Here is a 14,558-nt window from a genome sequence, read left to right as displayed (position 1 = left end):
TGGGGCTAATGCCCGACGGCACCGGACCAGCCCCCGGCGCCGCCACGGTATCTAGACTCGACCCGAGAGGGACTGATGGCCGGATTTCTGCTGCGACGCGCGGCGAACTATGTCGTGCTGCTTGTGCTGGCGTCGTTCCTCGTATTCACGATCAGTTCTCTGACGTTCCGTCCGCTGGATTATCTGGAAGAGCGCAGTCCACGCCCCCCGCAATCGGTGATCGACGCCAAGCGCGCGGAATTGCATCTGGACGAGCCGATCCCGCAGCGCTACCTGTCCTGGGCAGGCGGTGTGGTGCAGGGCGATTTCGGTAAGACGAAGGCCGGGCAGCCGGTTTCGGAGGAGCTGCCACGCCGTGTGGGAGTGAGCCTGCGACTGCTGCTGATCGGTTCCCTCGTCGGCACCGTTCTGGGTGTTCTGATCGGGGCGGCGAACGCGATCCGGCAGTACAAGTTCAGCGACTACTTCAGCACCGTCGTCTCCCTGGTGCTGCTGTCCACTCCGGTTTTCGTTCTGGCCACATTGTTGAAATACGGTGCGCTACAGGTGAATCAGCTGACCGGTGAGCAGATCTTCTTGTACACGGGTGAAACGTCGGCGACGGCGGTCAACGGGCTGTGGAATCAACTGGTGGACCGTATCCAGCACTTGGCGATCCCGACTCTCGGCTTGGCGCTGGGTGCGATGGCCGGTTACAGCCGGTATCAACGCAACGCGATGCTGGACGTGCTCGGCAGCGATTTCATCCGTACCGCCCGTGCCAAGGGTCTGACCCGCACCCGCGCCCTCTACAAGCACGGTCTGCGCACCGCGCTCATTCCCATGGCGACGCTGTTCGCCTACAGCCTGGGCGGCCTCATCACCGGTGCGACCTTCACCGAGAAGATCTTCGGCTGGCACGGTGTCGGCGAATGGCTGGTCAACGGCTTGAACGACCAGGATCTGAATATCGTGCTGGCGTCCACCTTGTTCGCAGGCGTGGTGGTGCTGGTGTCCGGCCTGCTGTCGGATGTCGCGTACGCCCTGCTCGACCCGAGGGTGCGTGTGTCATGACCGATGTGGAAATCATCGTCCAGGGCGCTCCACAGCAGCCGACCGGACGCCGGAAGCTGGTGCTCCGGCGCTTTCTTCGCAACAAGACCTCGGTGATCGCGTTGCTGATCCTCGTGGCCCTGTTCGTGGCCGCGTTCGTGCTGCCGCACTTCCTGCCCTACACCTACACCGATCAGGACAAGACGGCGATCCTGCAGCCGCCGAGTGGCAAACACTGGTTCGGTACGACGAACAATGGCGAGGATGTGCTGGCGCAGACCCTGCGCGGCATGCAGAAGTCGCTGATCATCGGCTTCGGTGCGGCAATCATCTCGGCCGTCCTGGCCACGCTGGCAGGAGCGCTGGCCGGGCTGTTGGGTGGCTGGGTGGACCGGACAGTCATGTGGGTGGTGGATCTGCTGCTGGTGGTGCCCAGCTTCATCATGATCGCGCTGTTCGCGCCGCGCACGAAGGGCAATGATTCGACGCTGCTGCTCATGGTGTTGATCGGGTTGTTCGCATGGATGATCAGCGCCCGGATCGTGCGTGGTCTGACCATGAGCATGCGGGAACGCGAATTCGTCCGCGCCGCACGCTATATGGGCGCGTCGACGTGGTCGGTGATCGTCACGCACATCGTCCCCAACATCGCCTCGATCCTGATCATCGACACCACGCTGGCCATCGGTTCGGCGGTCATGGCCGAAACCGGTTTGAGCTTCCTGGGCTTCGGCGTGCAGTGGCCGGATGTGTCGCTGGGTTCGCTGATCGGCAGGTACAGCGCGCAGGCGTTCACCTTCCCGTGGACGTTCATGTTCGCGAGCGGCGTGCTGGTTTTGATCGTGCTGTGCGCGAACCTGGTGGGTGACGGACTGCGGGATGCGTTCGACCCCAGCGCGAAGCGGGCGCGATCACGAAAGTCCCTGCGTGAGAAGAAGGCGGGGAAGTCATGATCGAGATGTCGAAGGACCCGTTGAAGACCACCACCGCACCGCTGCTGGAGGTCTCCGATCTGCGAGTCTCGTTCCCGAGCGAAGAAGGCCGCGTCGAGGCGGTGCGCGGGGTCGATTTCACCGTCAATGACGGCGAGGTGCTGGCGATCGTCGGCGAGTCCGGTTCCGGCAAGTCGGTGTCGTCGCTGGCGATCATAGGGCTGCTGCCGGAGCAGGCGCGGGTGCGAGGTTCGATACGGTTGCGCGGGCGGGAACTGCTCGGCCTGGGCGACAAGCACATGTCGACGCTGCGTGGCAGCCGGGTATCCATGGTGTTCCAGGACCCGCTCTCGGCGCTCACCCCGGTGTACCGGATCGGGGATCAGATCGCGGAAGCACTGCTCGCGCACAAGAAAATGAGCAAGGCGGAGGCGGAAGCGAAGGCCGTCGAACTACTCGATTTGGTCGGCATCCCGGATCCGGCGGTGCGCGCCAAGGCTTTTCCACACGAGTTCTCCGGCGGTATGCGGCAGCGTGTGGTCATCGCCATGGCCATTGCGAACGATCCGGAGTTGATCATCTGCGACGAGCCGACCACAGCGCTTGATGTGACGGTGCAGAAGCAGATTCTGGGTCTGCTGCGCAAGGCGCGCGATATCACCGGCGCAGGGGTCATCATGATCACCCACGACATGGGTATCGCCGCCACGCTGGCCGACCGAGTGGCCGTCATGTATGCCGGGAAGGTCGTCGAAACCGCTTCGGCGCAGGAGCTTTTCACTACCCCCCGGATGCCGTACACGGTGGGCCTGCTCGGTTCCATTCCGCGCATGGACAGTCCGCCGCGGTCACCGCTGATCCCCATTGTCGGCGCGCCCCCGGCCATGCATGATCTGCCACCGGGTTGTTCGTTCGCGCCGCGCTGCCCGATCGCCGTCGACGACTGTCGCGCGGCGGAACCGCCGCTGGAGGACACCGCACCCGGGCATCGGGCGGCATGCATCCGAACCAGCGAGGTCGGCACCGGCGATCTGTTCACCGCGTACCGGGAGGAAATAACCCGACCGGACGAAGTGGCCGACACCGATGCGTCGCAGGTCGTGCTGCGAGTTCAAGAACTGCGCAAGACCTTTCCGCTGACGAAGGGCGTCATTCTGCGTCGCCGCACCGGTGAGGTGAAGGCGGTTGACGGGATCAGTTTCGAAGCACGTGCGGGTCGCACGCTGGCGTTGGTGGGCGAATCCGGTTCGGGGAAGACGACCACGTTGACCCAGATTCTGGATCTGGTGCCGCCGGAGTCGGGTTCGATCGAGATCCTCGGATATGACGTGGCGACGCTGACCAAGCAGCAGCGGCGCGAGATCCGCCGCAAGATGCAGATCGTGTTCCAGGATCCCTCGGCATCGCTGGATCCACGACTGCCCATCTCGGACGCGCTGGCCGAACCGCTTCGGATCGATGGGCGTTCGCGGGACGAGATCAACCGGCGGATACCGGAACTGCTCGAATTGGTGGGGCTGCGGCGAGAGCATGCCGACCGGTACCCGGCCGACTTCTCGGGCGGGCAGAAGCAGCGCATCAATATCGCGCGGGCTCTGGCGCTGAATCCGGAACTGCTGGTGCTCGACGAACCGGTGTCCTCGCTGGATGTTTCCATTCAGGCCGGAGTTCTGAACCTGCTGCGCAACCTGCAAACCGAGCGTGGCCTGTCGTATCTGTTCGTCTCCCACGACCTTTCGGTGGTGCGTAACCTGGCGCACGACATCGCCGTCATGTATCGGGGCAAGATCGTCGAATCCGGGCCGGCCGAACAGATTTTCGCGAACCCTGAGCACGAGTACACCCGCGCGCTGATCGATGCGATCCCGCAACCGGTGGCGACCCGTTAGGAGAAACGACGATGCGGATTCGCGCACACTGCACGCCTATTCGGCATCGACGTGGCCGCTCGGCCCGGCGCGGCACGGCTCTGCTGTTCGCGGCCGGGCTCGCGGTGGCGGCGCTCACCAGCTGTTCTACCGGACAGGATCCGGTCGGCGAGACCACCCTCGGCAGCAGTAGCGACATCAACCCGCAGGCACGCGACAACCTGCGCGACGGTGGCAACCTGCGGTTGGCCATCACCTCGTTCCCGGCCAACTGGAACACCGTGTCCAACGACGGAAACGAGGGCGAGATCGCCGAGGTGGTGCGGCCGATGATGCCGCGCTCCTACCGCATCGACGCCGCAGGCGAAACCAGCCTCGACCACAATTACTTCACCGATATCCAGCTCACGAGCACCGAGCCGCAGCAGGTTGTCTACACGATCAACCCGAAGGCGGTGTGGTCCGATGGCACGCCGATCACCTGGGAGGACATCGCCTCCCAGGCGAATGCGCTGAGCGGCAAGGACAAACGCTTCCTGATCGCCATCAACAATGGTTTCGATCGGGTCGAGAAGGTGGAGCGTGGCGCCGACGATCGGCAGGCCGTCATCACCTTCGCCCGGCACTACGCGGATTGGCGGGGGCAGTTCGCCGGGAATTCCATGCTGTATCCGAAGTCCGTGACGGCGACACCCGAATCGTTCAACGACTCACTGGTGAACGGGATCTCGCTGACAGCAGGCCCGTTCCAGGTCAGGTCCACCGACCGCACCCAGGGCCGGATCGTGCTGGAACGCAATCCGAAATGGTGGGGTGATACTCCCAAGTTGGACACCATCACCTTCAGCGTGCTGGATCGCACGGCCTGGGCAGCTGCATTGCAGAACAACGAACTGGATGCGGCGCGACTGTCCGGCCTGGACGAGGTGACGACCATCCGCAATTCACCCGGTCTGGCGATCCGGCAGGCGCCCGACAATCGGTGGCGGCACATCACCTTCAATGGTGCGCCCGGGTCGATCCTCGCGGATCAGGGTGTGCGAGTGGCTGTTTCGAAGGCCATCGACCGGCAGCAGATCGCCGACAGCCTCTACTACGGTCTGATCGACGATCCGAAAACACTGAACAACCACCTCTTCCTGATGGGGCAGAAGGGGTACCAGGACAACAGTCTCGGCTTCGATCCAGAGGCCGCTGGGCGCGAACTCGACGCGCTCGGCTGGGTTCGGCAGAGTGACGGCATCCGCGCGAAAGACGGTCGGCGGCTGGTCATCCGCGATGTCATGTACAACAACCCACTGTGGGTGCAGGTGGCCACGATCGTCCAGCAAAACCTGGCGAAGATCGGCGTCGGCCTGGAAATAGACACCCGTGGCGGTCAAGGCTTCTTCACCGATGTGATCCAACCGGGCGACTTCGACGCGGCCCAGTTCATCTATCAGGGCGATCCGTTCCCGCTCGGAAGCATCTCGCAGATCTACGCTTACCACCCGGACGACCTGCAAGGGAACTACGGCCGCATCGGATCCGACGAGCTGAACGCGTTGATCGAACGTACAGTGTCGGAACTCGATCCGGACAAGACGATCGAACTGTCCAACCAGGTGGACCGGAAAGTCTTCGAGGAAGGGCATTCTCTGCCCCTGGTGCAGGAGATGGGCCTCTACGGCGTCCGGCCAGAGGTCGCGAATTTCGGTGCACCCGGACTCGCGAGCTACGACTACACCACGATCGGATTCCTGAAATAAGGACCGGAAAGGAGCGATCCATGCGGATACGTTCGACAGTGACCCGACTCGCGATCCCCATGGTCGCCCTCGGGCTGGTCCTGACCGGATGTAGCAGCAATACCGGCCCGACCGGCACCTCGGATATCGGCACCACCAACGACATCAACGCACATCCGGTCGAGGACCTGAAGCAGGGCGGAAACCTGCGCCTGGATCTCAGCGCCCTGCCGGAGTCGTTCAACTACCTGCACGTGGACGGGAACACCGGCGACACCAGCGATGTCGTCCTCCCGCTGCTGCCGACCGCCTACAACTCGGACGCCGCAGGCAATCTGACGATCAACCACGACTACTTCACCGATATTCAACTGGCCGAGACCAATCCGCAGAAGGTGATCTACACGATCAACCCGAAGGCGGTCTGGTCCGACGGCACTCCCATCACCTGGGAGGACATGCGCGCACAATGGAAAGCACTCAGCGGTGAGAACCCCGAGTACCTGATCTCCGCCCAGCTCGGCTTCAACAAGGTCGCCTCGGTGGAGCGCGGTGTGGACGACCGGCAGGCGATCGTCACCTTCCGGGAGCCGCACGGCGAATGGCAGGGGCAGTACGGATTGCTGTACCCGAAGGCAATGATGGAGTCCCCACAGACCTTCAACGACTGGGCGCGCAGCAACCTGCCGGTCAGTGCCGGGCCGTTCATCATCACTGCTGTCGACCGCACACAGAATCGGATCACGCTGGGCCGCAACCCCAAATGGTGGGGTGACACACCGGTTCTGGACACCATCACTTTCAGCGTGCTGGACAGCAGCGCGCGCATCGGCGCGATCCAGAACAACGAGATCGACGCCACCGACATGGGCAGCCTGTCCGACATCGTGGCGGCCCGCAATACGCCGGGTATCCAGGTGCGCCGCACATCGAAGCTGTACTGGTCGCATCTCACGTTCAATGGCGCGCCCGGTTCGCTGCTGTCGGATGTGAATGTGCGTCGCGCGGTGGCGAAAGCCATCGACCGGCAGGCGATCGTGAACAACCTGCAGAACGGCATCGTCACCGAGCCGAAGGTGCTCAACAACCATGTCTACATGGCAGGACAGAAGGGCTACCAGGACAACTCGGCCTCAGTGGCCTACAACCCGGAGGCCGCGGCCAAGGAACTGGAGGCGCTCGGCTGGATCATCCCGCCCGGCGGTGACGTGCGGGAGAAGGACGGCCGCAAGCTGATCCTGAAGGACGTCATGTACCAGCAGGATTCGTGGATCGATGCCGCCAAGATCGTGCAGGACAATCTGCAGAAGATCGGCGTGAAGGTGGAGATCCAGACCGTACCCGGGCAGGGCCTGTTCACCGACGTGATCGACCCGGGCAACTACGACCTGGCCCAGTACAGCTACGGCGGCAGCGTCCAGCCGCTGGAGGGGCTGCGGCAGTTCTACTACTACGATCCGGCGAACTGGGTGGGCAACAAGGCCCGCATCGGATCGCCGGAACTCAACAAGGTCATCGACGCCGCGCTGGCGGAACTCGACCCGGCCAAGGCTATCGAGCTGGCCAACCAGGCCGACACCATGATCTTCGAAGAGGTGCACTCGCTGCCGTGGGCGCAGTCGGCCGGCAATACAGCCTGCCGCGAAAGCCTTGCCAACTGGGGCGCGTTCGGCATGGCCAGCGTCGACTACACGAAGGTGGGCTTCCTGAAGTGAGTTCCCGGATGGGTCATCCGCTGGCCTATCCGGTTGTCGTGACGATCGGCGCCCTGGTGAGTTGTCTCATCTGGGCGCCGTTCGCCGATCCGGACCAGGTGGCCATGCTGGGCACGGTGGCGTTGGTCATTGTGGGGTACAGCGTGTTTCGGATCGGGATGGCGGTCGGGTGGGTGCCGAACGGGTTGCCGGGGCGGGAGGTGGGGGTGCGGCGGGTGCGGCAGCAGTATCGGCTGGTGAGCCGGTCTTGGCTGGAGTTCACCCTCGGTGGGCGGACTCGGTGGTTGCCGGTGTATTTCGATCCGGGGTTGGTGTCGCTCACGCAGGGGACGGCCGAATTGTCTTCGCGGGCCGTGCGGGTCGGGGATCTTCGGGTGTATCCGGCGGGGCGGGCGCGGGATATCGAACCGCAGGGGCGGTTGATCGACAATCCGGGGCGGGTGGATCCGGAGGCGGGTGTGCTTGCGGCGCGGGCGAACCGGGTCGGGCGGCGGCTGCTGCTGGATGCGCAGTCGGCGGTGGCGGCGCCGGTGGCGGGGCTGCTGTGGGTGTACGTGGACGGGGGCGGGACGGCGGCTTTCGTGGGGGCCACGGTGGTCGCCGCGGCAACGGCGGTGTGGCTGGCGGCGATTCGCGGGTCCGATCCGAGCTGAGGCGGCGGGCGCACTGTCGACGGCAGCGGTCACGTCACTGGCAGCGGTGCGTCACTGGCAGGCGATCGCCGCGGCCGAGGTGGCGTCGTCGTAGCGGGTGGCCGCGGGGGTGAAGGCGTCGCTCGCGCCGCCCAGCAGCATGCTGCTGATGATGGCGGCGAATCCGTTTGCGGCATCGACGTATTCGGTGAGGGGGGCGCGCCAGGGGGCGGTGATGGAGGCGTCGGTGCGCAGGACGGCCTGAATATTGCCGGCCGCGGTGCTGAGCGCGGTCGCCCAGTCGCGGGAGGGGCCCTGCAGGGCCCGCCAGTCTCCGCCGCTGTCCAGGATGCCGGTGATCACTTCCCATTTCTGGGTGACGTCCAGGACGCCGGCGGTGAAGGCCGCGCAGGCGTCGGTCTTCATGGTGGCGGCGCGGGAGGTGCTGGCGGCCGCTGCGGAACTGGACGCGGCGGACGATGAACTCGCCACCGAGGAAAAGTGAGCGAGCCGGTCGGTTTCGTTGACCACCGGCGTGCCATCGATGGTGCGGGCACATCCCACGACAACCAGGCCGATGCCGACGGCGGCGCTGGATACCGCCAGTCCGAGAGTGCGCGTATTCATCCAGAGATCCCCCTGAGCTACCGGCATGCAACCGACCGGTATTTCACGTCATTCCTCCACGCTATACCCGCAGGTGAACACCTACAGACACGCGAGGAACGGGCTCTGAACGAATTCGGCTGCCGCCGAAGAACACTCGACGGCAGCCGCGCGGTGCGGTCTACTGACCGCTGCGGCGCGCCGCCTTCTCGGCCGCTTCGGCACGATCGAGCTCGTTGGCCTCCTCCAGCGTGGGCGCGCTGCCGCCGAGGCGGGCGGGGACCCAGTAGGCGCCGGGCTCGTGCACGTAGTCCCGCTGCACGTTCAGGAGCATGGCTTCCATTGTGCTGTGCAGCTTCTCGGTGAGTTCCGAGGCCGGTTCGAAGGGGGCGATGGGCGCGCCGACCTCGATGGAGATGGGGGTGTTGGTGCGGCCCAGGCGTTTCGGGTGGCCCTTGGTCCAGACCCGCTGCGCGCCCCAGATGACGATGGGGATGATCGGCACGTTCGCCTCGATGGCCATGCGCGCCGCGCCCGACTTGAATTCCTTCAACTCGAAGCTGCGGCTGATGGTCGCCTCGGGGTAGACGCCGACCAATTCGCCGGCTTTCAGCCGGTTCACCGCCTCGTGGTAGGAGTCCGCGCCGGCCGCCCGATCCACCGGAATATGCTTGAGCGCCCGCATGATCGGTCCGGAGATCGAATTGTCGAAGACTTCCTTCTTCGCCATGAACCGGATGTACCGCTTGGACGTGCGTGCGGGGAGGCCGGCGTAGGTGAAGTCCATGTAGCCGGTGTGATTGATCGCGATGACCGCGCCACCCTGCGCGGGAATGTTTTCGTCACCGGTGACGGTGAACTTCAGCCCCTGCAGTGCGAACACGGTACGAGCGAGCCCGATGATCGGGAAGTAGACGGGTTCCACAAGTTCGTTAGCGTAGCCGCTGCGGTACGGGTGACCAGTGATCGACGTTACATCGACGGAAAGGGTTCGCACGCGTGGAATACGGCCGAACAGCACTGCGTGGAAACGTCCGCAGGGGACTGCTCGGAAGAGGGCCGGCGCGGAATCTCGCACTGACCGTCATCGCGGCAGCCGTGGTGGCGGGCTGCGATTCGGTGGTGGGGATCCCGGGCGACGGACCTCGGACGGTCGCCGCGCCCACGGTGTCGAGAATGCCGGAACCCGCGCCCGGGACCGCCGCGGTCGGCCGCTGGGCCGCGGACCTGCGCGAACACGGGATCGACGGGATGGCGGACCGGTGCTGGACCATGGCGCCGCACCATGTCCGCACCATGTATGCCGAGCCCGCACCGATTTTCGAGGCGATCGTGGCACCCGGTGCGCGCGAGGGCGGCATGGTGGTGTGGCGGACGGCCGCGGTCACGGTGGCGGCCCGGGATCGGGATATCGCGACCGGGTACGCGTGTCCTTATGTCTTCGGCAGCGGCGAGGAGATCGCCTTCGACGCCGCCGAAGCGCGGCACACCGTGCGGCGTTATCTGTCGCGCGCGGTGGGAAGCCCCCTGAACGCGGCCGATACCGAGACCGCGTATCCGCTGCTCTGCCCGGCCGATTCCGGCTGGGATCCGAAGACCACCGGTAAACCGGGTATACCGCCCATGGCGTCGGGTGCGCGGACACCGGTCGGCATCAAGGGATTCGTGGACGAGGACATCAAGTCCGAGTGGCCGCGGAACGGGTACATCACGGTATCGGTGCCGGTCACCACCCGTACCGGCGTCCGAACGAAGCAGACATTCACCCTGAAGTCGGGCGTCGACGGCTACTGCATCGGCGACGTATCCGGCTAGCCGTTAGGCTGGGTGGCTGGTAACGGTCAGGGAGGAAGATAGCTCGTGCAGATCACCAGCGTCGGACACGCCGGATTCCACATCCGTACCAAGGCCGGGACGATCCTCTGCGATCCATGGGTCAACCCGGCGTATTTCGGATCGTGGTTCCCGTTCCCCGACAACACGCAGCTGGACTGGGACGAGCTCGGCAACTGCGATTTCCTCTACGTCTCACACCTGCACCGCGATCACTGGGACGCCCAGCTCCTCGCGGACAAGGTGAACAAGGACACCACCGTCCTGCTGCCCGACTACCCGGTGCCGGATCTGAAGCGGGAACTGGAGAAGCTCGGCTTCCACAAGTTCGTGGAGACCGAGGATTCGGTCAAGCACACGATCACCGGTCCGGGCGGCGACCTGGACGTCATGATCATCGCGCTACGCGCGCCGGCCGACGGGCCCATCGGCGACTCCGGGCTCGTCGTCTCCGACGGTGAGACCGTGTGCTTCAACATGAACGACGCGCGGCCGGTTGACATGGATGTGCTGCACGACGCGTTCGGGCACGTGGACATCCACCTGCTGCAGTACTCCGGCGCCATCTGGTACCCGATGGTCTACGACATTCCGGCCAAGACCAAGTCCAACTTCGGCAAGCAGAAGCGGCAGCGCGGCATGGACCGCGCCCGCTCCTACATCGAGCAGGTCGGCGCCACCTGGGTGGTGCCGTCCGCCGGCCCGCCGGTGTTCCTCGACGACGAGCTGCGGTATCTGAACGACGACCGCGGCGACGAGGGCAATATCTTCCCCGACCAGATCGTCTTCCTCGAACAGATGAAGATCCACGGCAACGAGGGCGGGCTGCTCATGATCCCCGGCTCGACCGCGGATCTGCGTGGCAAGGAACTGATCTCGGTCACCCACCTGACCGACCCGGACACCGTCTACCGCGACAAGGCCGCCTACATCGAGGACATGGCCCAGCGCATGGCCCCGGTGCTCGCGGCCGAAAAGGCCACGTGGGCAGTCGAAGACGGCACCCCGCTGCTGCCGCAGCTGAAGGAACTGTTCGAGCCGATCATGGCGCAGAGCGACCTCATCTGCGACGGCATCGGCTACCCGGTCAGCCTGGTCATGGGCGACGAGACCGTGGTGCTCGACTTCCCCAAGCGTGTGGTGCGCGAGCCCGTCGAGGGAGAAGGCAAGCACCGCTACGGATTCCGCATCGACAAGCAGCTGGTGCGCACCGTGCTGCGCGACAACGAACCCGACTGGGTGAACACCATCTTCCTGTCGACGCGCTTCACCACCTGGCGCATCGGCGGATACAACGAATTCCTCTACACCTTCTTCAAATGCCTCACCGATGAGCGCATCGCCTACGCCGACGGCTGGTTCTCCGAGGCCCACGACGATTCCGCCTCCACCGAACTCGACGGCTGGGAAGTGCAGCGCCGCTGCCCGCACCTCAAGGCCGATCTGTCGAAATTCGGTGTGGTAGAAGGCAATACGCTGACCTGCAACCTGCACGGCTGGCAGTGGGATCTGGAATCGGGCCGCTGCAAGACCTCCAAGGGCCACGAACTGCGGTCGCGCAAACTCTGAGACACACGACTCCGGCCGGCGAGGGGCGCCGACCGGAGTTTTCCTAGACCCGTCAGCTGATTTCGCGGGTCAGTCGCGACGACCACGGACACCAGAAGCAGCCGGGCAGGAATGCGCCGCACACCTCGTCGAGATGGTCCTCGACATAGGTGATGCTGGAGTCGCACACCTCGATGGCGACGGTGAAGAACGTGATGGTTTCCGGATCCAGATGGAAATTCCAGCCCGGGTTGTATTCGGCCCGGGTCTTCCGGATCCGGCCCATGACGTGGGTCGACATGGTTTCCTCACCGGAGAGGATGCGCCTCGCCTCGGCGATGCGCTGTTCGTTCTCCAGCCGGATGACGAATTCCTTGCCGGAGTAATCGGTGAATGCGAAGTCCGCCATGATGATTCCCTCGCTTATGCGGTCGGGTGGACGGGTGGAACCTTGCCTTTCGATGGTAAGCCTCACGAATAAGGCATTCGTGACGAATTCGATTGCGTACCAACAGGTTTAGAGAACCGACCCGTTTCTTTCCGGATTCGACCGGGGCACAGTCCGTTTCGACTGCACAATCAGGTCGCGTATCGCCATCGCACCGCGCGCCACCGGGGCCGCTACCCTGCCGTCCGCACCGATCAGAACCGCGGAAGGGGTGCCGCGCACGCGATACCGCAGCGACGCCTCGTTTCCCTGCTGCACCAGAACCGGAATCCCGCCCAACTGCTGCCGCGACTTCCATTCGGTGTACTCCGCCACCTCGCCATTGCCCACCACCGCGATGGTCAGCACCCCGGCGGTGCGGGCATGCCAGCGCGGCAGCTCCCGGGCCAGCGCGGCACACATCTCGCACGCCGGATGCACGAACACCAGCAGCAGCTGACGGCCCCCGGCCAGCAGCTCCGCCAGATCCGTGCGGCCGCCATCGGTGCGCGCCAACTCGAACTCGGGAGCCACCGCACCCGCCGGCAGACCCTCCGCACCCAACGTCGACAACACCTGCTGATCCAGCCTGCGGCGCAACTCGAACACCAGACCGCCCAGCCACATCAGGACCGCCACCAGCACGGCCCCCACCGCCATGCCCACGGCATGATCCACCGGCAGCACACCCGGGACGTGCGGCCGCGCCGCCGTCCCCACCAGCACGAGCAGTGCGAGCAGCCCGAGCCCGCCATTGCGCGCCACGGTGTCCCACCCGATCGGCGTCGCACTCACGGACCCGAAACACGAACAGGCCGGCCGCTTCCCGGCACGCAGCAGGCGCACCATCGACGCGGTGAACACGCCCAGCAGCGTGATGGCCAGCGCCGCGCCACCGACCGCCGTCCACGGCGGCAACACCGCGACCGCCACCACCGCTTCACCGGTCGGCAGGACCCACGCCACCCACGGCACCCAACGCAGCGCGATCCCGAACTCCCCCACCGCCTTCCGCGTGCCCGGCAGATCGATGAACTTCGCCCACGCCGACAATCCGAAAACCGCGCTCAGCGCCAGCCGCGCCGCCCACACCATGTAGTCGATCAGCATGACCGCACCATGACACAACCGCCCTGGCAACGAAACATGAATCAGCAGAACAATATTCGACGCGACCGCCCCGCGAGCGCGGCTACGCCTCGCCCGCGCCGGTCCGCGCGGCGAGGCCGACGGCGACGAATGTGAGCACGCATCCCGCGACCGCGGTCGCGGTGACACCGGACCCGCTGGGCGCCACCGCATCCAGCAGCAGCGCCATCAGCAGCTGGCCCGCCACCGAGGTCAGGCCGAGCAGCAGCACCCCGATCCAGCGCACCACCACCACGGCCAGCGCAATGAACGCGACGCCGATGACGCCGCCGAGATACAGCCACGGTTGGTCCGGAAACCGTGCGGGCCAGCCGTTTCCGGCCAGTAGCACCGCCTCCACCAGCAGCAGGCCGATCGTTCCCGTCGTGAAATTCGCCAGTGTGGCCGAGGCCGGTCCGCCCACGGCCCCGACCCTGCCGTTCACCGCCTGCTGCCAGGCCACACCGAGTCCCGCCAGCAACGGCAAGACGATCAGCAACACCTGCGGGCCACCCCGGAACGACTCCGGCACGGACAGGCCGCCGGAGCCGCCGGACCGTCCGGTCACCGCCAGCAGAACCGCCACCAGCGCCAAACCCGCTCCCGCGGCACGCAATCCGGTCACCGGTGTCCGGCCGCTCGGCCCCACGCCCAGCCGATCCACCACCAGGCTGCTCACCAACTGCCCCGCCACCACGGCCACCGTGAAGACCGTGACGCCGATCGCCGCCACCGTAAGCCCCTGGCAGGCAACGAAGAACGCCCCGCACAATCCGCCGAGCAACTGCCACCAGCGCAGCTTTCCCGCCGACAGCGCCGTGCGGACTCCGCCCACTCCGGCACGGAGTCGTCCGCTCACCGCGAAGGCGATGGCCAGCATCAGCAGGCCCGTGCCGAAACTGATCACCGCCGCGGCGATTCCATCGCCGAGCCGCTCCCCCAGCGCGCCGTTGATGCGGGCCTGCACCGCCACGGCCGCGCCGATGCAGCCCCCGAGCACCAGTCCGACACGCCGTAACACCACCGCCCGATTGTTCCATTCGCACGTATTGCCGAGTTGCAACCGGACAGCGAATGTGCAGAATTACGCGGGTTCCACTGTTTTTCGGG

The 14,558-nt window shown here is 65.5% G+C and carries 13 protein-coding genes; 8 read left to right on the top strand and 5 right to left on the bottom strand.

The window, feature by feature from the left end; all coding sequences use genetic code 11:
* Positions 1-75: 75 nt before the first annotated feature.
* From H0264_RS01785 to H0264_RS01760, 6 genes are read left to right on the top strand one after another with little or no spacing between them, the layout of a single operon-like run.
* Complete coding sequence (locus H0264_RS01785; RefSeq protein ID WP_181582346.1) at positions 76-1,053, top strand: ABC transporter permease; 978 nt, start codon at positions 76-78, stop codon at positions 1,051-1,053.
* Positions 1,050-1,985, top strand: coding sequence for an ABC transporter permease (locus H0264_RS01780; RefSeq protein ID WP_181582345.1), 936 nt, complete (start codon positions 1,050-1,052; stop codon positions 1,983-1,985). The genes H0264_RS01785 and H0264_RS01780 overlap by 4 nt, the downstream gene beginning before the upstream one ends.
* Positions 1,982-3,853, top strand: coding sequence for an ABC transporter ATP-binding protein (locus H0264_RS01775; protein ID WP_231083821.1), 1,872 nt, complete (start codon positions 1,982-1,984; stop codon positions 3,851-3,853). The genes H0264_RS01780 and H0264_RS01775 overlap by 4 nt, the downstream gene beginning before the upstream one ends.
* A gap of 11 nt (positions 3,854-3,864) precedes the next feature.
* On the top strand, positions 3,865-5,580 hold the full coding sequence (locus tag H0264_RS01770; RefSeq protein ID WP_181582344.1) for an ABC transporter family substrate-binding protein: 1,716 nt from the start codon (positions 3,865-3,867) through the stop codon (positions 5,578-5,580).
* A 20-nt stretch (positions 5,581-5,600) separates the two neighbouring features.
* Positions 5,601-7,274: an ABC transporter family substrate-binding protein gene (locus H0264_RS01765; protein WP_181582343.1), complete on the top strand. Its 1,674-nt coding sequence runs from the start codon at positions 5,601-5,603 to the stop codon at positions 7,272-7,274.
* Positions 7,271-7,927, top strand: coding sequence for a hypothetical protein (locus H0264_RS01760; protein ID WP_244976085.1), 657 nt, complete (start codon positions 7,271-7,273; stop codon positions 7,925-7,927). Before H0264_RS01765 ends, H0264_RS01760 begins: the two co-directional genes overlap by 4 nt.
* Before the next feature lie 51 nt (positions 7,928-7,978).
* Here the strand turns inward: H0264_RS01760 and H0264_RS38935 are convergent, their stop codons facing one another.
* Positions 7,979-8,533 carry a hypothetical protein gene (locus tag H0264_RS38935; RefSeq protein ID WP_181582342.1) on the bottom strand — a complete coding sequence of 185 codons (555 nt, stop codon included), beginning with the start codon at positions 8,531-8,533 and terminating at the stop codon, positions 7,979-7,981.
* Positions 8,534-8,693: 160 nt separating this feature from the next.
* On the bottom strand, positions 8,694-9,437 hold the full coding sequence (locus H0264_RS01750) for a lysophospholipid acyltransferase family protein (protein ID WP_181582341.1): 744 nt from the start codon (positions 9,435-9,437) through the stop codon (positions 8,694-8,696).
* A 74-nt stretch (positions 9,438-9,511) separates the two neighbouring features.
* Here H0264_RS01750 and H0264_RS01745 point away from each other — a divergent pair, with 74 nt between their 5' ends.
* On the top strand, positions 9,512-10,327 hold the full coding sequence (locus tag H0264_RS01745) for a hypothetical protein (protein ID WP_181582340.1): 816 nt from the start codon (positions 9,512-9,514) through the stop codon (positions 10,325-10,327).
* A 45-nt stretch (positions 10,328-10,372) separates the two neighbouring features.
* Positions 10,373-11,914 (top strand): Rieske 2Fe-2S domain-containing protein, encoded by a 1,542-nt coding sequence (locus H0264_RS01740; protein WP_181582339.1) that lies wholly within the window; start codon positions 10,373-10,375, stop codon positions 11,912-11,914.
* A 52-nt stretch (positions 11,915-11,966) separates the two neighbouring features.
* Here the strand turns inward: H0264_RS01740 and H0264_RS01735 are convergent, their stop codons facing one another.
* The 3 genes from H0264_RS01735 to H0264_RS01725 all read right to left on the bottom strand — a co-directional run bounded on the left by H0264_RS01735 (position 11,967) and on the right by H0264_RS01725 (position 14,472).
* Positions 11,967-12,302, bottom strand: coding sequence for a BP74-related protein (locus H0264_RS01735; RefSeq protein ID WP_181582338.1), 336 nt, complete (start codon positions 12,300-12,302; stop codon positions 11,967-11,969).
* A 108-nt stretch (positions 12,303-12,410) separates the two neighbouring features.
* On the bottom strand, positions 12,411-13,430 hold the full coding sequence (locus H0264_RS01730; protein WP_181582337.1) for a MauE/DoxX family redox-associated membrane protein: 1,020 nt from the start codon (positions 13,428-13,430) through the stop codon (positions 12,411-12,413).
* Positions 13,431-13,512: 82 nt separating this feature from the next.
* Entirely contained in the window at positions 13,513-14,472 is a 960-nt protein-coding gene (locus tag H0264_RS01725; protein WP_181582336.1) for a DMT family transporter, read from the bottom strand.
* Between the last annotated feature and the right edge of the window lie 86 nt (positions 14,473-14,558).

It is taken from the genome of Nocardia huaxiensis, from assembly GCF_013744875.1.
In the GTDB taxonomy this organism is placed as follows: domain Bacteria; phylum Actinomycetota; class Actinomycetes; order Mycobacteriales; family Mycobacteriaceae; genus Nocardia; species Nocardia huaxiensis.
Note: the sequence above shows the minus strand (reverse complement) of the source record. Positions and strands in the feature narration are given on the sequence as shown.